This is a genomic window from Vibrio ziniensis (assembly GCF_011064285.1).
Lineage (GTDB): Bacteria > Pseudomonadota > Gammaproteobacteria > Enterobacterales > Vibrionaceae > Vibrio > Vibrio ziniensis.
On the sequence record NZ_CP049331.1, the window covers coordinates 1235429 to 1260459 of the forward strand.

The window sequence follows — 25031 nt, forward strand, 5'->3', positions numbered from 1 at the left end:
AACTTGGTAAATGATTAAACCTCAGTGGTCATATTTCTGTGATCAGTTTCTTGGATTGATCTGACGGGGGCGACCGTCAGAATCAATCGCAACATAGTTGAAAGTAGCTTCACACACTTGGAAACGATCTCCGACACCGTCGACTCTGATGGGTTTCACCCAAACTTCCAGGTTAATCGACATGGAAGTTCGACCAATCTTAGTACATTCGCCGTAACAACATACAACGTCACCAACTTTTACCGGCTTTTTAAACGCGATACTTGAAACCGACACCGTAACAATACGACCAGAAGAAATCTCTTTTGCTAAAATACCACCAGCCAAATCGAGTTGGGACATGATCCATCCACCAAAAATGTCACCATTCGCATTGGTGTCGGCTGGCATAGCAAGTGTTCTAAGTAATAGTTGACCTCTAGGGGAAGTGACTTCCTGACTCATTTCAATTTCCGTAGTAAACAAAACAGCGACTGTGATTAGCGAGTCGCTGTTAGAAAGGTGGCTATTATAGCAGTAAATACTACTTAGATTTAACCCTTAAACGGAGCACTGAATCACCTATTGGTTAGAATTCTTCTGCTCTTTAGGTAAATGCTTGTAGATATAGACACCTGTTAGCAGAGTATAGATAAAGGTCGCTACAAGAAGGCCAAACACTTTAAAGTTTACCCATACATCTAAAGGTAGTTGGTATGCGATATAAATGTTTACCACAGCGCATACAGCGAAAAAGCTAACCCATGCCCAGGTTACTTTTGCCCATACGCTATCGGGTAAGGTAATTTCTTTACCTAACATGCCTTTGATTGCTGATTTGCCAATCATATGACTAATAGTCAGACCTAAAGCAAATACGGTGTAAACAATGGTGACTTTCCACTTAATGAAATTGTCATCGTGTAGGAAGATAGTCATACCACCAAATATTGCAACAACCACAAAAGTGATGAGCTGCATTTTTTCGACTTTCTTATAAACGAAGTAGGAAATTGCTACTTGGATAGCTGTCGCTGCAATCAAAGCTGCGGTAGCAACATATATGTCGTAAAGCTTAAAAAGAGCAAAGAAGATAATTAGAGGAATAAACTCAATCAGTTGTTTCATTATATGGGTACATCCAAACTTTTCGTTGCCCACAGTCTACTCAATTTGCACGGTTATCTAAATAGGCGTAAACCATTTAGTTACAAAATGGCGATCTTCTTAATGAAAACAAAAAAGCCGCCCCTAGGGACGGCTTCTCTTTTAAAATCATCAATTAAGCTTGTTGATCTTGGTAAACTTTTTCTTCTTCAGGTTCTTCAATCAAAGAATCTACGATTACAGCACACGCTGCATCACCAGTGATGTTCAGTGCAGTACGGATCATGTCGAAGATACGGTCTAGAGCGAACAATAGTGGTAGACCTTCGATTGGAATACCTGCTGCTAAAAGAACCGCTACAACTAGGAATGATGGACCAGGAACACCTGCTTGACCAACCGCACCTAAAGTTGCTGTTACGATGATTGCAATGTAAGCACCGATAGACAGATCAATGTGGAATAGCTGAGCAAAGAAAATTGCAACCAAGCCGTAGTAGATTGCGTTACCAGACATGTTAATCGTTGCACCTAGAGGTAGAACGAATGACGCTGTCGAGTTACGAACACCAAGGTCTTTCTCGACTGTGTCCATAGTTACAGGAAGTGTTGCCATAGAAGATGCTGTAGAAAGAGCAACCGCCTGTGGCTTCTTCATTGCGCTGATGAATTTCTTCGCTGAAGTTTTGCTGAAGAAATGAATCATCGCTGGGTAAGCAATGAAACCGAAAATCAGGATAGCCGCTGTGTAAACGACAAACAGTTTGAATACCACCATTAGGGCACCGAAACCGAATGTACCAACAGCTTCAGCCATCAGACCGAATACGCCGATTGGCGCGATAACCATTACTTTGTTGATCATCCACACCATAGAATCAACGATAGTGTTAACACCATTGATGACTGGATCGCGTTTTTCTGGACTTTGTTTAGAGATAGCAATACCTAGGAACAAGCAGAAAACAAGAATTTGTAGAATGTTTGCGTCGTTCAAAGATTGGAAAACGTTAGTTGGGATCATACCGATAACGGTTGCCCAAAATGTAGGTAGTTCGCCTTTTGATGCGTACTCTGCTGAGAACATGCCTTCAACACCAGAAACATCAATACCCGTACCTGGTTGGAATACTTCACCCATTACTAGTGCAAGAGCAACTGCAAGAGCAGAAGTTACCGCAAAGTAACCTAAAGTAACGAAACCAACTTTACCTGCGGAGTGGCTATTGCCTAGGCCCGCTGCACCTGAAATTAGAGCAACCGCAACCAAAGGAATAACAAGCATCTTAATTAAGTTAATAAAGATGGCACCCAGTGGAGAGAACATCGTTGCACTGTGGCCCATAACTGCACCGATTAGGGTACCGAGTACCATGGCAATCACAACTTGAAAACCGATGTTCTGTAGTAAATTCTTTTCTTTTAACACTTCCTTAACCCCTGTGCTAATAATGTGTAAATTTTCAGACATAACCACTAACCAATCCTCGATTAGTGGAAATTTATGTTGCTCGCGTTTTTACACTTATATTTCACAATTGGCAATATGCATCTTGGTCGGATTTCACGTATTCGCACATTTTTGTTGATGAAATGGTGATTTTTGAGCCAAAGAAAACGTTTGCTTTTCGTTTGGAGAGAAACAACGTTAGATTAATTGGAAATGGTCAGAGGAGAGATGTTAAAGAAAATGATCGATTTCTTGGCTAGTGCCTTGTGCTTGAATTTAACAAAGGCGACGAATAATTGACCAGTTTAAATGAATTTTAGGGTCAATAGACCCTAAAATTTTATGGCTGGATTTTTGTTACTTGTTTCTTGAAGCTACTTAATCGTGGCTTGTTTCATCGGCGTAATGAAATCAGCCAGAGCCTTCAATAGCGCTTCTGGGTTGTGCTGATTGCTTTCGATAATTTTCACTACTGCAGAACCAGAAATTGCACCTGCCGCACCGGCGGCGATTGCTTGCTGAACTTGTTCTGGTTGTGAAATACCAAAGCCAAGCAATGCTGGTGGTGCATCAAACTTATTTAGCCGTTCTAACAGTTCATGAACCGGCATATTGGCTTTAGTTTCAGCGCCGGTTACACCTGCACGAGAAAGTAGGTAAGTGTAACCTTGGCTTAATGAAGCAACGGATTTTAATGTCTCATCACTCGCTGTTGGTGGTGCGATAAAGATAGGCTTGATGCCAAATTTTTCCGCCGCAGCAACGAAATCAGCGCTTTCAGTTGTTGGTACATCCGCCACAAGCACAGAGTCAATACCTGCTTGCTGACAACGTTGATAGAAGTTTTCAATGCCGCGAGCGAAGACTAGGTTTGCGTACATCAACAAACCAATAGGAATGTCCGGGTTCTTTGCTCGAATCTGTTTGATGAGGTCAAAACAGATATCAGGTGTTGTACCAGCGATCAGCGCTCGATTGTTAGCACCTTGAATCGTAGGTCCATCCGCCAGCGGATCTGAGAATGGGAATCCAAGCTCAAGAGCGTCAGCTCCAGCGTCAATCAACGTTTGCATAATTTGCAGAGAAAGATCAGGAGAAGGGTCACCAATCGTCACAAACGGAACAAATGCACCTTGATTTTTATCAGCTAAGCGCTGAAAAAGAGATTGATAACGATCCATTACAGCACTCCTTTCTCTTGTAAGATTTTATCAACGGTGAAGATATCTTTATCTCCACGACCAGACAGGTTAACTACCAGTAATTGTTCTTTATCTGGGTCAGCAAAAGCCATTTTTACTGCATGTGCTAGAGCATGCGAAGATTCAAGAGCTGGAATGATGCCTTCTTTACGAGCCAGCAACTGGAATGCGTCCAGTGCTTCGTCATCTGTAATGCTGTCGTATTCCGCACGACCAATTGAGTTCAGGTACGCGTGTTGCGGACCAACAGATGGGAAATCTAAGCCCGCAGACACAGAATAAGACTCTTCCACCTGACCGTACTCATCTTGCATCAATGGCGCTTTCATACCTAAATAGATACCTGTTTTGCCATGTTTCAGCGGTGCGCCGTGCTGGTCGGTATCAATACCTTTACCTGCTGGCTCAATACCGATCAGACGAACCGATTCTTCTTCGATAAAGTCGGCAAACATACCAATTGCGTTAGAACCACCGCCTACGCATGCAATCACAGCATCAGGTAAACGACCTTCGCGTGCTAGGATCTGATTCTTCGTTTCTTCGCCGATGATGTGTTGGAATTCACGCACAATGGTTGGGAACGGGTGAGGACCTGCTGCCGTACCTAACAAGTAGTGGGTCGTTTCATAGCTTGCAGACCAGTCACGCATCGCTTCATTACAGGCATCTTTCAATGTAGATGAACCAGAGTGCACGGGAATCACTTCTGCGCCCATTAAACGCATGCGAAATACGTTCGGGCTTTGGCGTTCTACGTCTTTTGCACCCATGTAAACGCGACATTTTAAACCTAATAATGCACAAGCCAGAGCTGTAGCCACACCATGTTGACCAGCACCCGTTTCAGCGATGATTTCAGTTTTGCCCATGCGTTTGGCCAAAAGCGCCTGACCAAGAACTTGGTTGGTTTTATGCGCGCCACCGTGCAACAGATCTTCACGCTTAAGGTACAGCTTGGTTTTTGTTCCTTTGGTGATGTTGCGCGTCAGTGTCAGAGCTGTAGGGCGCCCAGCATATTCCTGAAGCAGAGTCATAAATTCTGAGCGGAAGCTTGGGTCTTCTTGTGCATCAATAAAAGCTTGTTCAAGCTGGTCGAGAGCCGGTACCAGAATTTGTGGTACGAATTGACCACCGTACTCTCCAAAATAGGCGTTAAGTTTTGCCATGTTAGTTATCCCTTCATTGCGAACTCCGATTGGTATTCGGAGTAACGATAATAGTCTGTCAAATGGGCTCGTCGTTGTTAAAAACGAACCATGGTTAAAAACAAGCCATGGTTAAAAACGAACCATGAAAATTAGTAGTTTCTGATAGCGCTGAACGCTTGTTGCAATTTTACGGCGTCTTTTTTTCCGGGTTCTATTTCAACACCAGAGTTGAGGTCTAACCCCATACACCCCAATGATGCCGCATGTTGTGCATTTTCAGCGGATAGTCCGCCCGCCAACATAAGGTTTGTAATAGTCGCACCTTTCAACAAAGACCAGTCAAAGGAGGTTCCTGTACCGCCACTTTGTGTACCCACTTTGGCATCAAGCAAATGGCGTTCAACATTGTTCTCTATGAACGTTGGCAATGTGTCAGTAACCCCGTACGCTTTCCATATCTCTACCTGTTTTGGTAGCGCAGCTCTAAGTTCATCGATATACGTTTGTGACTCTTCACCATGCAGTTGAACTGCGTACAAGCCGAGTGCATTTGCAGTATCAGCCACTTCACCTACTGAGTGGTTTTGGAAAACACCCACATATTGCAAAGGTGCACCAGCCATGGTTAAACGTGCCGCTTCGATATCAACATAACGCTTTGACTTAGAAACAAAAATCAGACCACCGAAAACAGCCCCTGCTTGGTATGCTTTTACGGCATCATCAGGATGAGTCAGCCCACACACTTTGTTTTCACCCAGAACCACTTTACGGACAGCAAGCTCAAGATTTTCCTGCGCCATTAGCGCGCTACCGATGAGAAAACCATTTGCGTAGGGGGTTAAGTCACGCACTTGTTGATGGGTATAAATACCTGACTCCGAAATGACTATCGTGCCTTCTGGTAACAACGGAGCGAGTTCTTTCGTGCGGTTTAAATCGGTGGATAGGTCGCGTAAATTGCGATTATTAATTCCAATCACTTTTGCTTTCAGAGCAATAGCACGGTGTATTTCTTCTTCATTACTCGTCTCAGTGAGAATGCCCATACCAAGTTCATGAGCAACTGCTGCGAGCTTTTTGTATTCTTCGTCTGTTAAAACAGAAAGCATCAGCAAAATGGCATCAGCGCCGTAATGACGTGCCAAATAAATCTGATAGGTGCTGATCATGAAGTCTTTGCACAAAACAGGTTGTGTTACCTGTGAGCGAATACGTGGCAGAAACTCAAAGTTACCCTGAAAGTACTTTTCGTCAGTCAGAACCGAAATTGCATTCGCGTATTGATTGTAAACAGAAGCGATGTAGTCCAAATCAAAGTGTTGGCGAATCAAGCCTTTTGATGGCGATGCTTTTTTGCATTCCAGAATGAAAGCTGTTTTTCCGTTATCCAGAGCGCTGTAAAAATCTCGGTCTGAAGCAGTCAACAAGTTTTTAAAGCTTTCAAGAGGTTGCTCTTTTTGGCGATCTTCAACCCAAACGACTTTGTCTTTAACGATCTTCGCTAACACTTCCGCCATTTTAGTGTTTTCAACGGTAATGTGTTCAGAGAGTTGCTGTGCCTTTTCGCTATTCACTTGAGTGGCATTAGACATGCTGACCTTAACCTCGCTTCGCTAATTGTTGAACTAATTCGTAAGCTTTACCTGAGTTCATAACGTCAATGGCTTGAGCCGCGTTCGCTTTTAAATCTTCTTTACCAAACAGGCGAAGAAGAAGCGCGACGTTGACAGCAACCGCAGCGATTTGTGCAGGCGTTCCTTTGCCATTGAGGATATCAGTGATGATTGCGCGGTTTTCTTCAGGCTCACCGCCTTTGATCGCGTCAAGTGGGTAAGTCTCTAAGCCGAAATCTTGTGGTGTAAGCGTGTATTCCACGATCTTACCGTCTTTGATTTCTGCTACATGAGTTTCACCATGTACTGCCACTTCATCTAATCCTGAGCCATGAACTACAGCGGCTCTTTTTAGACCCATTTGTAACATGGTTTCGGCGATAGGACGAACCAATTCTAAGCTATATACACCCATTAATTCGATGTTAGGTCTAGCAGGGTTAATCAGAGGGCCTAAAATGTTGAAAATTGTGCGAGTTTTCATGGTTTGGCGAACGGGCATAGCGTGTCGAACACCACCGTGATATTGCGGTGCAAACAGGAAGGCTACGCCTAAATCATCCAGTGCTTTACGAGTATCACCTGCACTCATTGCTAGGTTGATACCGAATGAGTCCAAAAGATCGGAAGAGCCAGACTTGCTTGAAACGCCTCGGTTGCCATGCTTCGCTACTTTCACACCACATGCGGCTGCAACAAATGCAGAGGTAGTTGAAATATTGATGGTGTTTGAACCATCACCACCAGTTCCTACGATGTCTGCGAAATCATAATCTGGGCGAGGGAAAGGATTGGCGTTTGCCAGCAAAGCTTTCGCAGCGCCTGCAATTTCATCGGGTGTTTCGCCTTTAATTTTTAAAGCAGTTAACACCGCAGACATAAGAATAGGGTCCATTTCACCACGAATGATATGGTCGAATAGCTCTTGGCTTTCGCTTTGGGTTAATGACTGCTGTTCGTAAAGCTTGTTGATGATGTTTTGCATGATTCTGTTCCTTTCCTTTATCGCCACTCTCTTTGAGGCTCTAGTTGTTTCGTTGAATGCGCTTGAGATGATTAACTAAGAGCCCAATCAATAGCGTTTTCTAACAGTGTTGCTCCTTGCGTGGTCATGATGGATTCAGGATGAAATTGGAATCCGCAGACCTTGTCTTGTTCATGTACAACAGACATCACTAAACCATCGACTTCAGCTGTGACGGTTAAGTCGTCTGTCACATGAGTTGCAACCAATGAGTGGTAACGAGCAATCGCAAGCGGAGATGGTAAACCTTGGTAAAGCGCGTGATTTTGATGCTCCATCATAGACACTTTACCGTGGACAATTTCACCTGCACCGGCAACAGTGCCGCCGTAAGCTTCCACGATGGCTTGATGTCCAAGGCAAATTCCAATCATTGGCACTTTACCTTTAAGGCGTTTTAGTATTTCTGGCATTACACCTGCTTCAGAGGGTGCGCCCGGGCCGGGAGAAAGAACAATAACTGGCTGCTCTAAGGCTTCCACTGCATTTTGAATGGTGTCTGCCGCAATATGGTTACGGTAAATCGTGACCTTGTGACCCAATGAACGGAACTGATCAACTAGGTTGTAGGTGAAAGAATCAAAGTTGTCGATGAATACGATATTCGCCATGAGTGTTCCTCCTACTTATCTTTTTGCGCTTGGTGAGCGTGTTGAATGGCTGAAATAACGGCTTGAGCTTTACCGCGAGTTTCGTCTGCTTCCGCTTGTGGATCAGAATCGAAAACAACACCCGCACCCGCCTGCACTTGAGCAATACCATTCTCAACATAAGCAGATCGAATCACGATACAGGTGTCTAAATCACCCTCACCAGTCAGATAACCAACAGCACCACCGTAGCTGCCACGGCGCTCTTTCTCCACCGTACGAATCAGCTGCATCGCGCGAATTTTCGGTGCGCCAGTCAGTGTGCCCATGTTCATACAAGCTTGGTAAGCGTGCAGAGCATCTAAGTCCTGACGAAGCTGTCCAACAACGCGCGAAACCAAATGCATGACATGGCTATAACGGTCTACTTTAAGTAGGTCTGCGACATGGCGAGTACCCGCCTGAGCAATACGAGCAACGTCGTTACGCGCTAAATCAACCAACATCATGTGTTCCGCGTTTTCTTTTTTATCTAGACGCAGTTCAAGTTCGATACGGCTGTCTAGGTCAAAATCGATGCTGCCATCTGCACGCTTGCCACGGCGACGAGTTCCAGCAATCGGGTAAATTTCAATCTGGTTGGTTTCTTTTTCGTACTTCAGTGCACTTTCCGGAGACGCACCAAACAGTGTGAATCGTTCATCCTGCATGTAGAACATGTATGGGCTTGGGTTGCTCTTCTTCAGTTGTTCATATGCAGCCAGCGGTGACGGGCAAGGTAGAGTAAAACGACGTGATGGTACAACTTGGAAAATGTCACCTTTAACTACGTAGTCTTTTAAGTCTCTAACGATATCGCAGAAATCTTCATCACTGATGTTGGTGTTCACCGCTACGTTTGCAATTTTGGTTGCTTCTGGCTGTAACTGAGGGATAGCCGCTTGTTCAGTGATTACAGCAAGGCGATTGATTAGGGCCGTATGTGTTTGTGTAGTGCGAGAAAACGCCGTCGCTTGAAGTTGGCAAGTTTCTGTCTGGTGATCGACAACCATTAAGGTTTCGGCAACATAGAAAACGTAGTCAGGGCACTGATTGATTTGCTCTGCATCACCTAATGGTTCGAAGTTTGCGACCAAGTCGTACGCGAACAATCCACCAATGAAAATCGCGTGCTTATCTTGGTTGTTTAAGTCATAGCTGTGTTGTACTAGGCGTAGGGCATCAAATGAAGAGGCTTCTCTTAAACGAGAGTCTTCATCAAGGGTATCGCAAGGTGCTTCAAAGTTGAGTGTTAAAAGAGAGCCGTCGAGTGTTGCAGGAATGGCATCAACAATGTTTTGTTCTAGTGTGTTAATCAGTTCTAAGCCGTTATCGGTTAAGGCTTGGAAAGTTACTGTATGGCCCAAACAGGTGATACGTACCGCTGCATCAATTAATAACAAACTTTTCAAGTTCTGCTTTGAATCAATTTCGGCAGATTCAAGTAATAAGCAGTCTGTTTTTCCTTCACACAATGCATGAAACAGAGCAGTGGGATCTTGCGTATAAGGGATAGAAGTTTTAATCACTTCTAGCTGTGCAAGTTTTTTAATTTCAATGGCCTTGTTCACAAGACCTCCTTATTAACTTTATGAATTCTTTGATAGTTGGTGTTAATTAATGCTTTTTTGAAATGCCAACCGTTTGATATACAACAGTCTGAGAAACCAACCGATAAAATAAAAGCCCGCTTGATGCGGGCTTTATGAATGCTTTTCTTTAGATTAGAAGTGCACGTCTGCCCGCCATGAATCTGACCACACGCGCCACCAATTAACATTAAGCTCAGCAGAAGCTGTGCTTAAATTAGAATATGGGTTTGTGTTGATTTCTTGTAACATAGCAAGCCTTAATTTGTGCTCTCGTATTTGTGTACTAGTAAACTAGTGCGAGAGGTGAAAGTCAAGCCTTAAAAACAGGCAAAATAAAAAAATATGAAAATAGACTTACATAGTCACACGACAGCGTCTGATGGTCGCATGTCTCACGAACAACTTATTGAACGTGCTATCGGTTTTAATGTCGATGTTTTGGCGATTACTGACCATGACACGATTGAAGCTCTTGCTCCTGCGCGAGCTTATATAGAAGAGAAGCAGCATCCGATCACGCTGATCAATGGCATCGAAATTTCGACAGTTTGGCAAAACAAAGACATCCACATTGTGGGCTTAAACATTGACCCAACGAATCCACAACTTGAATCGCTGATTGAACAGCAAAAGCAACATCGTGTTGAGCGAGCGGAGTTGATTGCGCATCGTTTGCAAAAATCGACTCGGGAAGGGGTTTTGGAAGAGGTGAAAGCCATCGCTGGTGATGCGCCAATCACTCGTGCGCATTTTGCAAAATGGCTGGTGGATGCGGGTTACGCGAAAAATCTTCAGCAAGTATTTAAGAAATTTTTAACGCGCGATAATCCAGGGTATGTGCCACCTAACTGGTGTTCAATGGCGGACGCGGTCAATGCGATTCATGCCGCTGGAGGTCAGGCGGTGCTTGCGCATCCGGGGCGATATGACTTGACGGCAAAGTGGCTTAAGCGCTTAATTACAGCGTTTGTCGAAGCTGGTGGTGACGCAATGGAAGTTGCTCAACCACAACAAGCGCCACAAGAAAGGCGCACTTTGGCTGATTATGCTATACAATACAATCTATTAGCTTCTCAAGGCAGTGACTTTCATTATCCGTCTCCGTGGATGGAGTTAGGTCGTAATTTGTGGCTGCCTTCTGGCGTGGAACCAGTCTGGAAAGACTGGGGAATCTCTTCCCAAGATAGAGTCGAGAGACTCAATAACGAGGACCTATAATGAGCCAGTTTTTTTATGTTCATCCAGAAAACCCACAAGCGCGTTTAATCAATCAAGCAGTTGCAATTATTCGTAACGGTGGCGTAGTGGTTTATCCAACCGATTCCGGTTATGCGTTAGGCTGCCAGTTAGAAAATAAACAGGCACTTGAACGTATTTGTCAGATTCGTCGCTTAGACGACAAGCATAATTTCACGCTTTTGTGTCGCGATCTGTCTGAGATTTCTCTTTATGCTCGTGTTGATAATACAGCATTTCGTTTATTGAAAAATAACACTCCGGGACCATACACTTTTATTTTCAAAGGAACGAAAGAAGTACCTCGTCGCTTAATGAATCCTAAGCGTAAAACGATAGGTATCCGTGTCCCGAACAATAAAATTGCATTGGATCTTTTAGAAGCTCTGGGCGAACCTTTAATGTCGACATCGCTTATTCTTCCGGGCAAAGAGACGACAGAATCAGACCCAGAAGAAATTCGCGATCGCCTAGAACACGCGGTTGATGTAATCCTAAATGGCGGATATTTAGGTGAACAGCCAACCACAGTGATTGATTTTAGTGAAGAAGAGCCACAAGTTGTTCGTGTAGGTGCAGGGGATCCAGTACCGTTTGAATAGCAGATAAATTGGATGATTTTGCCAGCGTAATCTGCGATACTACTCGACCGCGATTTTTAGGTCGCATATTTATATTTCGACGTCTGAGAAGACGACACAAAGGTAGATAAATGAGCGAAAAGTTACAAAAGGTTTTAGCACGCGCCGGTCATGGTTCTCGTCGTGAGTTAGAAGCTCTGATTAGAGCTGGACGTGTTAGTGTTAATGGCAAGGTAGCTGCGTTGGGTGAGCGCTTAGAAGATGAAAGCGCAGTTGTACGTATTGACGGGCATACCGTATCTGCAAAAGCACAAGAAGAAGTTGTATGTCGCGTACTCGCGTATTACAAACCAGAAGGTGAGTTATGTACTCGTCATGACCCCGATGGTCGCCGTACGGTTTTTGACCGTCTACCGAAAATTCGCGGCTCGCGCTGGATTTCAGTAGGTCGTTTGGATGCAAACACATCTGGTCTGCTTTTGTTTACCACTGATGGTGAACTAGCGAACCGTCTGATGCACCCGAGCCGTCAAGTTGAGCGTGAATATTTGGTACGTGTTTTCGGTGAAGTAACTGAAGATAAAGTTCGCAATCTTGTCCGCGGTGTACAGTTGGATGATGGTTTGGCACGTTTTGAAGACGTGGTTTACGCGGGTGGTGAAGGCATTAACCACACTTTCTATGTTGTAATCAATGAAGGTCGTAACCGCGAAGTTCGCCGTCTTTGGGAATCTCAAGATACGACGGTAAGTCGTCTTAAACGTGTGCGTTATGGTGATATCTTCCTTGATAAGAAATTGCCTCGTGGTGGTTGGATGGAGCTCGATCTTAAGCAAGTAAACTACTTGCGTGAATTGGTTGAATTGCGCCCTGAAGACGAAACAATGTTGGACGAGTCGAAAGACAATACCTCTCGCAAACGTGAACGTTCTCGTAGCCAGAAGATTCGTCGTGCAGTACGCCGCCATGAAGAGCGCGTAACAGCACCAGCACCGAAAGGTCGTCGTAAGCCAACAACGGCTACGAATAAATCATCTTCTGGTGAGCATGGCTCTCGTACAAAAGCTAGTACTGCTGGTAACGGACAGACGGCTGGTAAAGGTCAGGCGGGCGGTAAAGGCAGAACTGGTGGAAAGCCTGCGCCAAAGAGTACACCTCGTACTCGTAAATAGTCCTTATCTAATAATGAGATAGTACTTTTCTAATTTGAAAAATCCCGAGCTTTGCTTGGGATTTTTTGTTTCTGAAGCCGGCATATTTTCGCTAGCTGGAGATGAGAATTGTAGTCGTACAATTTAGTTTGTCACATAACCTCTACCAGTACTGGCAAAGGTTATGTGAATCGCTTATCGCGAAGACACCTCTGCCTCAATATTCGTTATTTATTGTCATCTCTAAGTTCCACTCGTGTGACCAGCAATTGGTCCACTTTGTAGTCATCGATGTCTACGACCTCAAATTTGTAACCAGAGAAGGTGATTGAGTCGGTGCGACGCGGGATTTTTTTCAGCATAAACATCATAAAGCCAGCGATGGTTTCGTAGTTTTGAGAGTGTGGTAATTCGTCAATTTGTAGTGTGCGTATCACATCGGTGATAGGCGTTACGCCATCGATCAGCCAAGAATTCTCATCACGGGCAACAATTTGCTCTTCACCTTCTGCCAACACCCAACTGCCCATTACTGCGCTTTGTAAATCATTAAACGTCACTACGCCAAGCACTAACGCGTATTCGTTCATCACTACAGAGAAGTCAACGCGGTTGGTTTTAAAGTACTCCAATGCTTCGGATAAGCTTAACGTATCAGGGATGATCGGGCACGTTTGCACCACACTGCTGCTTTTTAAATCCAAAGTCTGCTCGTTAATGAGGCGAATCAGTAGCTCCGTTGAATTGACAAAGCCCTTGATCGCATCGAGCTGCCCATCGCAAACGAGAAATTTGTGATGAGGGTTGTCGGCGATTTTACGCTTGAGCATGGTTTCATCATCGCCAAGTGAGAGAAAAGCGATGTTATCGCGCGGCGTCATGGCTGAGGTGACAGGTATGGATTGCATCTGAAATACGCTTTCCATCATTTGTTGCTCGTTGGTATCGAGTACGCCCGCTTCCGCGCCTGCATTCATCACCGCGTAAATATCATCACTGGTGATGTCGTCATTACGCTCTGCGGGAATGCGTAAAAATCGAAAAATCAGCGTCGCCAATCCGTTAAACACGAATACGATCGGTTTGAGAATTAAAATGCACACCAATAGCGGCTTTACCAGGATCAAAGCAATGGTTTCTGGCATAGCCATGGCGATACGTTTAGGCATCAGATCGGCAAGCAAAATAAACAGACTGGTGACCAAGATAAAAGAGAGCACAAAGCTGGTCTGTGCGATCCACGCTGCTGGAACCCAATGGTTCAGCAGGGCGGCGATGTGGGGAGTAAACGCGGATTCCCCGACGATCCCGCCCATAATAGCAACGGCGTTCAGGCCAATTTGCACAACCGTAAAAAAGTTACCTGGGTGCGTTTGAAGCCCAAGGACCAAAGTGGCTCGGTGATCTCCATCGTCTGCGAGTTGGCGCAAGCGAATTTTGCGCGCTGCGGCCAATGAGATTTCTGACATTGAAAAAAAGCAACTGATTAAGATCAGCGCCATGATAATGGAGAGGTTTTCAAGTAGGCTCATGGAGGCTATCCGAATAGAAAAGTTACGCCATTCTATCCACAACTGACCACGAGATTGAGAAAACTTCCACGAAACCATTTTATCGTGACGATAACCAACCTGCCTTTTATTGGCTTAGTATCATTAAACGGCTGTCGGTGCAGGTGTGGAGCACCTGCTCTTTCGATATATCGCATTTTGGGAAAAGCCCGCACCGTTCGGTGTGGACTTTCCAGTAACGGTTGCCAGAAACCATGGTGGTAGGTTTTTCATTTTGCTAAATTTGCAAAGTTACTAAAACACCTATGTCCATCAAGGTGCTAGCGAGATCTTCGCAGGTACGAAATTGCCCTATTCCCTTCTCGCACAAAAGTCAGGACACATTTCTTTTGTCATGAAATTTCCCTACTTTTTGGTAATGCTTAAAGCCGCTACGATACTAGGGGGGATTCAGCTCCCCGTTTGTAATCAACAACGTTAACTCAATTTAAAGTCCTATATTGATTGATACAGAGAAATTCTTCTATATAGTTGGTTAGTTTGTTGATTTATTTGAAAAATATATAGAGGTTATACCTTGAAAGGAAAGTTGGTTTCATATGTTCATGATAAAAAATATGGTTTTGTCAAAGGAGAGGATGGCGAGAGTTATTTTTTCCATGCATCTAGTCTTATCGATAAAACCAATGAATCAAAATTAGTCAAAGGGGTCATTGTTGAGTTCGACCCTGTTCCTACCCCAAAAGGACTTTCAGCAAAAAGGGCATCAATTCCTGATGTATTGTTTTCACTCAATCTCGTGGATTTTTTTATCACGAAATCAAGCAAACCCAAGTATGGGGATGTTGTGCATCAATCGACGATAGCTACAAAATTCTTTAAAGATTTAGATGAGGCCAAAGCACACCTCAAAGATCTAGCGGAGAAAGTTGGTGCCAATGCTGTATTAAATTTAAAGCATGAAAAAGACACCTTTAGTAATGGCAATTACAAGTATACAGTTCACGCTTTTACCGCAGATTTAGCAATAGTAACAGAAAAGGTTCCATGTACTTTTGAAGGTGAGGCTCGGAACTCATTAGATTGGATTAAAAGCAGAAGAACCTTATTTAGCCGCACATTTGATGAATTAGTCCGAGTCGAAAGTGAAGCTCGAGCACGGCAACTAAATAAAGGCTGCGCGTTATTTATGATTTCTATCATTGCGATACCGGCGTTCCTTACATCAATTTATCACTTTATAGGGGAGCGCATAGTATGAGATTCGCTAGTCTTTAGTAATTGCTGGGGCCTTATGCACTTGTAGTTCTCTTATGATGATGCCTTATCATTTACAAAAAAAGTTTGACTTTACCTCTGCCAGTTTCTCTTGGCAGAGGTTATATAAACTCTCATATGAACAGAATTTTATTACGTTCTTTATTTTGTGGATACTTTGTATGGAAGATCAAATTGATATTCACTTCCATGCCACATAACGAATGGTGGTCTGTCATAAGTAGCTGGCACAAACTTAACAAGCCAATCTGGATAGCTTTTAATAAACGGCTTCTCGAATGTATCTTGGATTGAAATTTGGTTGTTCTTAACGGTGGCCATATCGAATGCGCCTAGTTGCCCCCAAGTCGCAACAGTATAGGTGCGTATAATCGGAGCATTACGAGATTTTGGAGTCCAAACCCATGCTTTGTAACCCCCGAGCAGTTCTGGTGCATATGCTACTACAGGCTCTTCAATTTTAATTTTATAACGGCATAGGGTATCGAGCTGTTGACATAAAGGATGGGAAAACTCATGACCTGTGCCGTATTCGAATTCAGAATCCGTTTCTTTTACGTCCAATCCACTATTTTTTAATGTATTAACAAAGTACTTGAATACGAATGCCCTTGCAGCTTCATGATTACTAGCAAGTTCATAAGGCAAATATATTGCAAAGTTTTCGTAGTCCGTGATGGATTTCTTATCTGCGGTACCTGCCCCCATAATAAAGTTGTTTTCAACAGAATCGGAAGCTAAGTCGTGCGCTGTTGTAAGAGGAAGCCCTAAAGATTTAGCAAGTGTGAATGATACAAGATAACCAGAGAGTGACGAATTCAAGCCAGCTTCTATCATTGACTCTTTTCGGTCCTTTAGAAGCTTCTGAGCTTCTCCTTTAGGTAGATCAATAGAATTACTAAGACCCATGGCATGTGATAAATGAAAAGCTTCAGAATGACTTTTATCCAAAGGATAGGGTTCTTGAGGTAGTTCAATTGGTTTTACAGCGCATCCACATAGAGCCAGATTAGAGGTCGCAATAAAAGAAATTACTAATTTATTCATATTGTTATAGAAAATAAAAGAAAATCTGACTTTACTTAATACATTCTTCAAATCAATGAATAATGCATCTTTATACAGTTAAATGGTTAATATTTAATCCATGTGTGTCTGTTCAACAATATTTGTTAGTGAATAGATATTGTTCAGTACTAGAAGTAATTCGTGGTTTGCTAAATTAAGTTGAAGCTCTAAGAAGCTTCTGCCCCAAAGTGTGTCAGTCCAAAATTTAAGATACGGTGCTTTTTTCATTAGTTGACCAAATTTTGATAATGACCAAGATGGTTACGATACCAAATATTCGTTGCTGGTATGCGAAACTGGCATGTGGGTAACGTATTGGGTTTAGTATGTTTATAATAACCAGTACAGCAACGCAGTAGCGGCTGTTGTACTGGTTATTATTTAAGTTGTTACGCACTAAAAAGCTGTAGGGCAATTCGGTTGCCAATTTCGGTATACGGGTGTCGTTGATGGCTCACTCTTAGCTAGATCTACTCCAAAGCAGGCTTATGGAATAGAGCATATTCATTTTGTTAACGCTTAGTCATTTTCCTAATGGCGGACATGTGCCTAACATTTATTTGTATCAATACTAATTACTGCTAGTAGATTGTCATTCTTATCTATATATTCATAGTTTAATATAACCTTTAGGTCTCTAAATAGTTTTTGAGACTGGTCTTCACAAATATATTTAGTTAGCTCTCTAAATTTGTTAGATTTAAACTTTGTAACATTGAAACGTGATGCATCGGCGGATGTAGATTTATAATGGTATGTTAATGAATCATTACTTGCTGAAATGTTTTTTAATATTAGCGTTGGGGTTATTTGTGTAGGGGCATATTTATTGCCAATTTTTGAAATTGTATCTAAAGCTGAAGATTTGCTTTCTTCTAATGCGTTAACTATCCCAGTTTTAGACATTAAAATAAGTAATGTTAATAAATTTAGATAAAATCTCATGGTTATTTTACCTTTTATATTTTCCAGTGAATGAGGTTTTATGTAACTTCTTGTGATTGTTATTGCACTAATATCCATTAGACTAATTTTCCGTCCGCCACGGTTCGAGCATATAGTCAGGTATTAAATCTACAGGAACGAAAAATCTTTTGGTAGAAGGCAGCTCTGGTCTGTCTGCTGGAGATTGAGTTCGTGTTTTTAGTTTTACACGTGAGTTAATTATAAATGGTTTAACATCAATGCCATGTTTTAAAGCAATACTACATAAAAATATAGCGGGTTCACATACAAAATGTTCAGTTGTCAATGCCCACTTTAAGTAGCGAGCTTCATGTATATGTCCATCAATCATTTTTTTAACCCCGATGAAAACTGGTTTATATTTTTAGTGTTAATGCCGCTAATTGCTTCTGTTAATCCCGCTTTTAAGTATTTTTCATTTTTCTTTTCCTCCAGTTTTTTTAATTTTGGTAATAGTTTTTCAACTTCGTCTTTATTGTTTAAATATAAATTAGCTAGAATAACAAAGAACTCTGATGATGATACGTACCGTGCATCTGTAATTCCAAGTTTTGTGATTATTGTTGCTGACTCATATGTCTGTTCTTTATCGCCTGAAAGTAATGAATACCTAAATAATGCATATTGTAGTACTTGCTGTTCACGAGATTGCATGCTAGTAGCAATCGCTAAGCGTATATTTGGTAAAAGTTGAGACAAAATATCATTAATTTCTGAATTAGGGTTAATGATTTTCATTAGTATAGATAAAGCATAGAAACTCGCTCCTCTGCCTAGATAAGCTACAGATTTTCTTTTAGATACTACATTTTCTGGCTGTTGTATTTTGATACATTCATTAAGATATTCTTGTCTTAGCCTTAATTCTTCTAATGCATCGAATGAAAGACTATTCATTTATTTTCCTTAATTGAAACAGGAGAATCCAAGTCTCCTGTTTCATTATATTGTTTATAGATCCAATTCAATGATGACTATTTCGTCAATCTTTGAACTGCCATTTATACCAAGTGCATCCTCCACGGTTCGAGCATATAATCAGGTATTAAATCTACAGGCACGATAAATCTTTTGGTCGAAGGTAGATCTGTCCTGTTTGCTGGAAATTGAGTCCGGGTTTTTAGTTTTACATGTGAGTTAATTATAAATGGTTTAACATCAATACCGTTTTTTAAAGCAATGCTACATAAAATTACAGCAGGTTCACATACAAAATGTTTAGTAGTCAATGCCCACTTCAAGTAGCGTGTCTCATGTATATGCCCGTCTATCATCTTTTTTAACCCCGATGAAAACTGGTTTATATTTTTAGTGTTAATGCCGCTAATTGCTTCTGTTAATCCCGGTTTCAAGTATTTTTCATTTTTCTTTTCCTCCAATTTTGTTAATTTTGGTAATAGTTTTTCAACTTCGTCTTTATTGTCTAAATATAAATTAGCTAGAATAACAAAGAACTCTGATGATGATACGTATCGTGCATCTGTAATTCCCATTTTTTTGATGATTATTGATGATTCATATGTTTGTTCTCTATCGCCTGATAATAATGAATATATAAACAAAGCATATTGTAAACCTTGTTGTTCTCGGGGTGTAATACTTGTGGAAATTGATAATTTTATGTTTTCTTTAACTTGATCCAAAATGTATTTAACTTCTGATTTGCAGTCTAGTATTTTTATTAACACAGATAAGTTATATAAGTTAGAACCTTTTCCAAGATAAGCGAATGATTGCCTTTCAAGTATCGCTGTTTCTGGTTTTTCTATTTTAATGCATTTGATAAGTAATTCTTTTCTTATTTTTAATTCTTCTAATGTATCTAAAGGAAGACTATTCATTTCTTTTCCTTAATTGAAACAGGAGAATTACAGTCTCCTGTTTCATTATGATGAAATTTTATTATTGGTTTTATGGTTAGATTTAGTATATATGCTTACATTTTTTCAGTTATTAAATTATTTTTTAATTTTATTAATTCTAATTATTGAGATTATATTGATAGTAATGTTATTAATAGAGATAAAGTTTGTCTATAAAGACTAATTTATACACAATAATCAAATAAACTGAAATAATGAACATCTGTGAGTTGGTTAGGCACAGTTCGTGCTGATATTTAGATTAATTACCGGATTCAACGGCGATGATGATTTTAATAAAGGTCTTTGGTTAAGAAATTTTACAATACTTAAAATAATTCGTGGTTTGCTAAATTAAGTAGAAGCTCTATGAAGCTTTTGTCCAATTCTGAGTTGCATACCGACTGGTTGGCAGTGCTATCTTGTCACGACTTACAGAAATCGTTGTAGAAACTGCATCCAGCCTGGTTGCACCGTCTCGGTTCTTGAGATGTGGTTTATGCGATTTACACTGTAGTTTAGGTGTGATTTTGCTTTTTTTATTTTATTTATACATATATAAAAAGTGAGTGAGTAATCAGGTCATTGATGTTGAGGCCTAATTCACTCACTCATCTTTTATATGCTTTTAACTAGTAATAGCTATGGAAAAGGGCTTTGTCTTTTATAAGGTCTGATTGAGTTGATAATAACGACCTTGTTTTGTCATGAGCTCTACATGGCTGCCATGCTCTACCACTTCACCTTGTTCAACCAAGCAAATACTATCCATCTCGTCCAAATTGATCAGACGGTGAGTAATGAACAGCACTGTTTTCCCTGAGAAGTGAGATTTAAACAGAGCCATAATCTGTTGCTCAGTTTGTTTGTCCAAACCTTCCGTAGGTTCATCCAACAGCAAAATAGGTGCGTTATGCAAAATAGCACGAGAGATGCCGATACGGCGTTTTTCTCCGCCGGACAACTGACGTCCGCCGTCACCCAACCAAGCATCTAACCCCGGAGCTTCAAGTAGCTTCTCTAAGCCCACGCGTTCGAGTATTGCGCAAAGCTCTTTGTCACTGGCATCAGGTTTTGCCATCAACAAGTTATCGCGTAGGCTGCCATTTAGAATATCAACGCGTTGACTCACTACGCTGATCGAAGAACGTAAGTCGCTTTCGCTCCATCTCTTTAGCGGTGTACCAGCGACTCGAATCTCACCTAGGTTAGTATCCCAGTAACGACATAGCAGTTGAATTAGCGTTGACTTACCTGAACCAGTTTGCCCAACAATCGCCAGCTTATGTCCTGCTGGAACCGAAACACTCACGTTGTTTAGGACTTGTTGATCACTATCTGGATATTGGAAAGCAACGTTGTCAAACTCAACAGAAAACTCACCTGTATGTGGTGCGTTTTGCTTAGGGAATGCAACATCTGGCTCGCTTAGAATGACTTCATTTAAGCGGCGTGCAGAAGTTAGTGTTTGACCCAAATGTTGGAAAGCGCCTGCAATCGGCATCAGCAATTCAAAACTCGCCATGGTTGCAAAGATCATCAGAGCAATCATAGGGTCAGGCGTTTGACCATTCACACCATCAGCTGCCAGCCAAAGCATCAGAACCAGTGTCCAACCGTTAGCTAACAGCAGCAATGCTTGAGCAAGACCAGTAAAACTTGCGTTGACCTTTTGATTAGTAAGCAGTTTTTCTTGAGCGGCATAAATGGCTTCACGGTAGCGTGATTCAGCACCAAAAATGGTGAGTTCACTATAGCCTTGTAGCCAATCCATGGTGGCGATACGCATGCCCGCTTTGTTTTGGGTAAGTTCAGCACCGTTACGCTTACCTAACTTGTAGAACAAAACAGGCCAAAGCAGAAGTAACACAAAGAGTACTGACCCCAACACTAAGCCAAGACTTGAATCGAACCAGCAAAGTAGGGCAGTAATTGCGGCAATGCCCAATACGCCAACGGTTACTGGGCTGATAAGACGTAAGTAAACATGGTCCATCGCGTCAATGTCAGCAACAAGGCGGTTCAGCAGATCGGCATCTCGAAGATTTGAAATGCGACCTGGGATCATAGGTGCGAGCTTTTCAAAGAAGAAAATACGCAGGTCAGTAAGCAGCTTAAATGTAGCATTATGACTGACTACACGTTCACCCCAACGGCCAGCGGTACGTCCCATAGCAAAGCCGCGAACAAACGCTCCCGGCAACATGTAGTTAAAGGTTTCGCGAGCAATCGTTAAGCCAGCTACTGCAGCTGCAGACAAAAACCAACCTGAAAGCGTCAGCAGACCTATTGATGCTAATAACGTCAGAAATGCCAATAACATGCCCAACGATAGACCAAACCAATGTTTCTTATACAGTTTTAGATATGGCACTAAATCACGCATCTAAATTCCCCTTATCAGCTTCTTCTACGGCTTGATTCGACGCTAACATTGAGGCAAACAGACCTTCTTGTTGGCTTAACGTATTGAAGTCTCCTGATTGTTCAAGCTTACCATCGCGCATGACGAGAATTTGATGTACCGATTTCAACGGTAACAATTGGTGCGTAACCAGCAGTGCTGTTTTGTCAGCGAGTTGAGTAGTTAGACCTTGCATGACTAACTGCTCACTGCGAGCATCCAAACTCGCGGTTGGTTCATCGAGCAGCCAGAACCGACCTTTCTGCAGCATAGCGCGAGCCAATGCCAAACGCTGTGCCTGACCGACTGATAAACCGCCGGAACGGTCACTGATCATGTAATCCAAACCATGCTTGTTCACAAACTCAGAGGCATAGGCATTATCCAATACTTCTTGAACTGTGCTATCAGCAATATTGCTTTTACCTAAGGTTACATTGTCACGTATCGTGCCGTGTACAAGTAATGGGTTTTGTCCAACCCAACTAATTGCTTTACGCCAGCTTGCATGATCCAGTTGGCTAAGCTCTATGCCGTTAATCGTTAAGCTGCCTTGGTATGGCATAAATCCGAGAATTGCGTTGATTAGGCTTGTTTTACCTGCACCACTAGGACCAACAAGCGCTGTCGTTTCACGGTTATTTAATGTGAAAGAGATTGGTCCAACTAAGCGTTTACCTTCAGGGCTAAGTACTTCCAAATCAAGGGCAACAATTTCAATCGAATTGTGATTCGAATCTTCATCAACAGGAAGCGCTGTAGTACCTGAGGCTACTTTACTTACGTCTATCTGAAGGAACTCCACAATGCTTTCAGCGGCACCAACGGCTTGTTGTTTTGCATGGTAATAGGTACCAAGCTCACGCAGAGGTTGGTAGAACTCAGGGGCTAGAATAAGAATGAACAGCCCTGAGAATAACGTGACTCCTGCGCCGTAGTAGCCAAACTCTAGTTCGCCAATAAAACTAAAACCAAAGTAAACAGCAGTAATCGCAATTGAGATTGAAGTGAAAAACTCAAGCACTGCGGAAGATAAGAATGCTATACGTAAAACGTCCATAGTGCGCTTTCGGAACACTTCAGATGCTCCACGCATATGCTCAGTTTCGGCTGCAGTGCGGTCAAACAGTCGAATCGTCGTCATAGATTGAAGACGATCGTAGAAGTGACCAGAGAGGCGTTGCAGTGCTTTGAAGTTCTTTCTACCTGCGTCTGCTGCTTTGATGCCAACAAGTGCCATAAACAGCGGTACAAGAGGGGCGGTAATAAGAAAGATTAGGCCCGCAGCCCAGTTCACAGGGAAAACAACAATAAGAATGACAAACGGGATTAATACGGAAAGCGACATTTGCGGCAGATAACGCGCAAAGAAGTCGTGCATGTTTTCCACCTGTTCCAGAGTCAGGGTTGCCCATGCGCCCGCAGGCTTGCCTTTGATATAAGCAGGACCTAATTCACGCAGTTTGTCGAAGATTAACTGGCGGATATAAATACGGATCTCTTTTCCGGCTTTAAAGCCAGTAATCTCTCGTCCCCAAGTACATGCAGCGCGCGCGGCTACCGTTGCGATTAACCCTAGGAAGTAGGGGATTAGCGAGTACTTATCTGCGTGTTCAATAATCAACTGATGCAGAATGGTGGCGAGAAGTGCTGCTTGACCAAGCAGAAATACACTTGAAAGTACTCCAAGCCCGACAGCAATCATAAGCCAGCGTTTGGCTAATTTACTTTGCTGCTTGAGCCATGCATTCAAGCTACGTTGTTTTTTCTTATCCATTATGTAAAGGCTTAATCATAATTATTATGTAATCCCTTCCTAATTGGAGTTACCGCGGCTCTGACTGCGTTAAGGTGTTCCAATCACCGTGTTTCACGGAGTTCATGGAAGCTCATTCACATGCCGCCGAGCTATTACGCCAATGAGTTGGGGCTTTGTTGAGGCTGTGTAGTATACAAAAGAAAACCCAGCGGATATACCGCTGGGTTTATGATATTCCCATCCTATTTGAAATTGCAGGGGTGTTAACTGCGTTCTTTCGCCCCAATCACATAGTTATCTATGCTCATGGGGACTCAATCACTTTTTGCCTACCTGCAATCCCAACTAGTTTGTGCATAACTTTATGACAATTGAAGCAAACTAATTGTGTGCTTATTTGTCATTAAGGCTATCTAGGTAACGCTCTGCGTCTAGTGCAGCCATACAGCCTGTGCCCGCAGAGGTAATTGCTTGACGATAGTTATGGTCCATAACATCACCAGCGGCAAAGATACCTTCGATACTGGTTTGAGTTGCATTACCTTCAAGACCTGACTTAACGACAATGTAGCCGTCTTTCATTTCAAGTTTGTCTTGGAAAATCGTTGTATTTGGTTGGTGGCCAATTGCAATGAATGCGCCCATCACTTCCAAATCTTCAGTTTGGCCAGATTGGGTGTCTTTAAGACGTACGCCTGTTACGCCCATATCATCACCGAGCACTTCATCGAGAGTACGATCGGTGTGCAAAACGATATTTCCGTTTTCAACTTTGTCCATCAGACGGTTGATTAGGATTTTCTCCGCACGGAAGCTATCACGACGGTGAATTAGGTGAACTTCAGATGCGATGTTTGATAGGTACAAAGCTTCTTCAACGGCAGTATTACCACCACCGACAACAGCGACTTTTTGGTTGCGGTAGAAGAAACCGTCACATGTTGCACATGCAGATACGCCACGACCTTTGAATGCTTCTTCTGAGTCCAAACCCAGATATTTCGCCGACGCGCCTGTTGAAATGATCAACGCATCACAGCTGTATTCGCTTGAATCACCTTTGAGACGGAAAGGGCGCTGACTGAAATCTACTTCGTTGATGTGATCAAACACGATCTCTGTTTCAAATCGTTCTGCGTGCTCTTTCATTCTTTCCATGAGTGCAGGACCTGTAAGACCTTCTGCATCACCTGGCCAGTTTTCTACTTCAGTTGTTGTGGTTAACTGGCCGCCTTGTTGCATGCCAGTCACTAGTACAGGGTTTAAGTTCGCGCGTGCTGCGTACACCGCTGCGGTGTATCCCGCTGGGCCCGAACCTAAAATAAGAAGTTTGCAATGTTTAACGTCGCTCATTATTGCTCCAATCGTTCAATGATCGAAAAGTTAATTCGATTGTAGGGATAATTCGCTAGGAATAAAAGGATAAACAGCCGAATAAATGGTTATAATTTAGAATTGTAAATAG

At 42.4% G+C, this 25031-nt stretch carries 23 protein-coding genes; 4 read left to right on the top strand and 19 right to left on the bottom strand.

Features of this window, described 5'->3' with window-relative positions:
• Positions 1–42: 42 nt before the first annotated feature.
• From yciA to trpL2, 10 genes are all read right to left on the bottom strand, one after another.
• Positions 43–444, bottom strand: coding sequence for an acyl-CoA thioester hydrolase YciA (yciA, locus tag G5S32_RS05655; RefSeq protein ID WP_165311103.1), 402 nt, complete (start codon positions 442–444; stop codon positions 43–45).
• A gap of 117 nt (positions 445–561) precedes the next feature.
• The gene (locus G5S32_RS05660) at positions 562–1107 is read right to left on the bottom strand and encodes a septation protein A (RefSeq protein ID WP_165311104.1); all 546 of its coding nucleotides are present in this window, start codon (positions 1105–1107) and stop codon (positions 562–564) included.
• A gap of 154 nt (positions 1108–1261) precedes the next feature.
• Entirely contained in the window at positions 1262–2557 is a 1296-nt protein-coding gene (locus G5S32_RS05665) for a dicarboxylate/amino acid:cation symporter (protein WP_165311105.1), read from the bottom strand.
• Positions 2558–2910: 353 nt separating this feature from the next.
• Positions 2911–3717 carry a tryptophan synthase subunit alpha gene (trpA, locus tag G5S32_RS05670; protein ID WP_165311106.1) on the bottom strand — a complete coding sequence of 269 codons (807 nt, stop codon included), beginning with the start codon at positions 3715–3717 and terminating at the stop codon, positions 2911–2913.
• On the bottom strand, positions 3717–4907 hold the full coding sequence (gene trpB, locus G5S32_RS05675; RefSeq protein WP_165311107.1) for a tryptophan synthase subunit beta: 1191 nt from the start codon (positions 4905–4907) through the stop codon (positions 3717–3719). Before trpB ends, trpA begins: the two co-directional genes overlap by 1 nt.
• Positions 4908–5038: 131 nt before the next feature.
• Complete coding sequence (trpCF, locus tag G5S32_RS05680) at positions 5039–6484, bottom strand: bifunctional indole-3-glycerol-phosphate synthase TrpC/phosphoribosylanthranilate isomerase TrpF (RefSeq protein ID WP_207621603.1); 1446 nt, start codon at positions 6482–6484, stop codon at positions 5039–5041.
• Positions 6485–6491: 7 nt separating this feature from the next.
• Positions 6492–7490: an anthranilate phosphoribosyltransferase gene (gene trpD, locus G5S32_RS05685; RefSeq protein ID WP_165311108.1), complete on the bottom strand. Its 999-nt coding sequence runs from the start codon at positions 7488–7490 to the stop codon at positions 6492–6494.
• A gap of 71 nt (positions 7491–7561) precedes the next feature.
• Positions 7562–8140 (bottom strand): aminodeoxychorismate/anthranilate synthase component II, encoded by a 579-nt coding sequence (locus G5S32_RS05690; RefSeq protein ID WP_165311109.1) that lies wholly within the window; start codon positions 8138–8140, stop codon positions 7562–7564.
• An 11-nt stretch (positions 8141–8151) separates the two neighbouring features.
• The gene (locus G5S32_RS05695) at positions 8152–9729 is read right to left on the bottom strand and encodes an anthranilate synthase component 1 (RefSeq protein WP_165311110.1); all 1578 of its coding nucleotides are present in this window, start codon (positions 9727–9729) and stop codon (positions 8152–8154) included.
• A 153-nt stretch (positions 9730–9882) separates the two neighbouring features.
• A complete protein-coding gene (gene trpL2 / locus G5S32_RS21760; protein ID WP_484606989.1) occupies positions 9883–9999 on the bottom strand; it encodes a tryptophan operon leader peptide in 117 nt (38 codons plus the stop codon).
• Between the two features lie 93 nt (positions 10000–10092).
• Here trpL2 and rnm point away from each other — a divergent pair, with 93 nt between their 5' ends.
• From rnm to rluB, 3 genes are all read left to right on the top strand, one after another.
• The gene (gene rnm / locus G5S32_RS05705) at positions 10093–10968 is read left to right on the top strand and encodes an RNase RNM (protein ID WP_165311111.1); all 876 of its coding nucleotides are present in this window, start codon (positions 10093–10095) and stop codon (positions 10966–10968) included.
• A complete protein-coding gene (locus G5S32_RS05710) occupies positions 10968–11588 on the top strand; it encodes an L-threonylcarbamoyladenylate synthase (protein WP_165311112.1) in 621 nt (206 codons plus the stop codon). The genes rnm and G5S32_RS05710 overlap by 1 nt, the downstream gene beginning before the upstream one ends.
• A 110-nt stretch (positions 11589–11698) precedes the next feature.
• A complete protein-coding gene (gene rluB, locus G5S32_RS05715) occupies positions 11699–12739 on the top strand; it encodes a 23S rRNA pseudouridine(2605) synthase RluB (protein ID WP_165311113.1) in 1041 nt (346 codons plus the stop codon).
• Positions 12740–12945: 206 nt separating this feature from the next.
• On the opposite strand, the gene paeA is transcribed toward rluB, so the two are convergent.
• The gene (gene paeA / locus G5S32_RS05720; protein WP_165311114.1) at positions 12946–14250 is read right to left on the bottom strand and encodes a polyamine export protein PaeA; all 1305 of its coding nucleotides are present in this window, start codon (positions 14248–14250) and stop codon (positions 12946–12948) included.
• 556 nt (positions 14251–14806) lie between these two features.
• Between paeA and G5S32_RS05725 the strand changes: the two genes are divergently transcribed.
• A complete protein-coding gene (locus tag G5S32_RS05725) occupies positions 14807–15490 on the top strand; it encodes a cold-shock protein (protein ID WP_165311115.1) in 684 nt (227 codons plus the stop codon).
• A 158-nt stretch (positions 15491–15648) separates the two neighbouring features.
• Here G5S32_RS05725 and G5S32_RS05730 read toward each other — a convergent pair whose 3' ends face one another.
• The 8 genes from G5S32_RS05730 to trxB all read right to left on the bottom strand — a co-directional run bounded on the left by G5S32_RS05730 (position 15649) and on the right by trxB (position 24919).
• Positions 15649–16554, bottom strand: coding sequence for a hypothetical protein (locus G5S32_RS05730; RefSeq protein ID WP_246201057.1), 906 nt, complete (start codon positions 16552–16554; stop codon positions 15649–15651).
• A gap of 570 nt (positions 16555–17124) precedes the next feature.
• Positions 17125–17598 (bottom strand): hypothetical protein, encoded by a 474-nt coding sequence (locus G5S32_RS05735; protein ID WP_165311116.1) that lies wholly within the window; start codon positions 17596–17598, stop codon positions 17125–17127.
• Between the two features lie 4 nt (positions 17599–17602).
• Positions 17603–17872, bottom strand: coding sequence for a hypothetical protein (locus tag G5S32_RS05740; RefSeq protein ID WP_165311117.1), 270 nt, complete (start codon positions 17870–17872; stop codon positions 17603–17605).
• On the bottom strand, positions 17869–18438 hold the full coding sequence (locus G5S32_RS05745) for a hypothetical protein (protein ID WP_165311118.1): 570 nt from the start codon (positions 18436–18438) through the stop codon (positions 17869–17871). The genes G5S32_RS05740 and G5S32_RS05745 overlap by 4 nt, the downstream gene beginning before the upstream one ends.
• 104 nt (positions 18439–18542) lie before the next feature.
• Positions 18543–19382: a hypothetical protein gene (locus G5S32_RS05750; protein ID WP_165311119.1), complete on the bottom strand. Its 840-nt coding sequence runs from the start codon at positions 19380–19382 to the stop codon at positions 18543–18545.
• Positions 19383–20067: 685 nt separating this feature from the next.
• Positions 20068–21789 (bottom strand): heme ABC transporter ATP-binding protein/permease CydC, encoded by a 1722-nt coding sequence (cydC, locus tag G5S32_RS05755; RefSeq protein ID WP_165311120.1) that lies wholly within the window; start codon positions 21787–21789, stop codon positions 20068–20070.
• Positions 21782–23584 (bottom strand): heme ABC transporter permease/ATP-binding protein CydD, encoded by a 1803-nt coding sequence (gene cydD, locus G5S32_RS05760; protein ID WP_165311121.1) that lies wholly within the window; start codon positions 23582–23584, stop codon positions 21782–21784. The genes cydC and cydD overlap by 8 nt, the downstream gene beginning before the upstream one ends.
• A 375-nt stretch (positions 23585–23959) precedes the next feature.
• The gene (trxB, locus tag G5S32_RS05765) at positions 23960–24919 is read right to left on the bottom strand and encodes a thioredoxin-disulfide reductase (protein WP_165311122.1); all 960 of its coding nucleotides are present in this window, start codon (positions 24917–24919) and stop codon (positions 23960–23962) included.
• Between the last annotated feature and the right edge of the window lie 112 nt (positions 24920–25031).

Bases quoted from the DNA above. Each gene is read 5' to 3' on its own strand.
- yciA (WP_165311103.1), bottom strand. From the start codon at position 444: ATGAGTCAGGAAGTCACTTCCCCTAGAGGTCAACTATTACTTAGAACA.
- G5S32_RS05660 (WP_165311104.1), bottom strand. From the start codon at position 1,107: ATGAAACAACTGATTGAGTTTATTCCTCTAATTATCTTCTTTGCTCTT.
- G5S32_RS05665 (WP_165311105.1), bottom strand. From the start codon at position 2,557: ATGTCTGAAAATTTACACATTATTAGCACAGGGGTTAAGGAAGTGTTA.
- trpA (WP_165311106.1), bottom strand. From the start codon at position 3,717: ATGGATCGTTATCAATCTCTTTTTCAGCGCTTAGCTGATAAAAATCAA.
- trpB (WP_165311107.1), bottom strand. From the start codon at position 4,907: ATGGCAAAACTTAACGCCTATTTTGGAGAGTACGGTGGTCAATTCGTA.
- trpCF (WP_207621603.1), bottom strand. From the start codon at position 6,484: ATGTCTAATGCCACTCAAGTGAATAGCGAAAAGGCACAGCAACTCTCT.
- trpD (WP_165311108.1), bottom strand. From the start codon at position 7,490: ATGCAAAACATCATCAACAAGCTTTACGAACAGCAGTCATTAACCCAA.
- G5S32_RS05690 (WP_165311109.1), bottom strand. From the start codon at position 8,140: ATGGCGAATATCGTATTCATCGACAACTTTGATTCTTTCACCTACAAC.
- trpL2 (WP_484606989.1), bottom strand. From the start codon at position 9,999: ATGTTACAAGAAATCAACACAAACCCATATTCTAATTTAAGCACAGCT.
- rnm (WP_165311111.1), top strand. From the start codon at position 10,093: ATGAAAATAGACTTACATAGTCACACGACAGCGTCTGATGGTCGCATG.
- G5S32_RS05710 (WP_165311112.1), top strand. From the start codon at position 10,968: ATGAGCCAGTTTTTTTATGTTCATCCAGAAAACCCACAAGCGCGTTTA.
- rluB (WP_165311113.1), top strand. From the start codon at position 11,699: ATGAGCGAAAAGTTACAAAAGGTTTTAGCACGCGCCGGTCATGGTTCT.
- paeA (WP_165311114.1), bottom strand. From the start codon at position 14,250: ATGAGCCTACTTGAAAACCTCTCCATTATCATGGCGCTGATCTTAATC.
- G5S32_RS05730 (WP_246201057.1), bottom strand. From the start codon at position 16,554: ATGAATAAATTAGTAATTTCTTTTATTGCGACCTCTAATCTGGCTCTA.
- G5S32_RS05735 (WP_165311116.1), bottom strand. From the start codon at position 17,598: ATGGATATTAGTGCAATAACAATCACAAGAAGTTACATAAAACCTCAT.
- G5S32_RS05740 (WP_165311117.1), bottom strand. From the start codon at position 17,872: ATGATTGATGGACATATACATGAAGCTCGCTACTTAAAGTGGGCATTG.
- G5S32_RS05745 (WP_165311118.1), bottom strand. From the start codon at position 18,438: ATGAATAGTCTTTCATTCGATGCATTAGAAGAATTAAGGCTAAGACAA.
- G5S32_RS05750 (WP_165311119.1), bottom strand. From the start codon at position 19,382: ATGAATAGTCTTCCTTTAGATACATTAGAAGAATTAAAAATAAGAAAA.
- cydC (WP_165311120.1), bottom strand. From the start codon at position 21,789: ATGCGTGATTTAGTGCCATATCTAAAACTGTATAAGAAACATTGGTTT.
- cydD (WP_165311121.1), bottom strand. From the start codon at position 23,584: ATGGATAAGAAAAAACAACGTAGCTTGAATGCATGGCTCAAGCAGCAA.
- trxB (WP_165311122.1), bottom strand. From the start codon at position 24,919: ATGAGCGACGTTAAACATTGCAAACTTCTTATTTTAGGTTCGGGCCCA.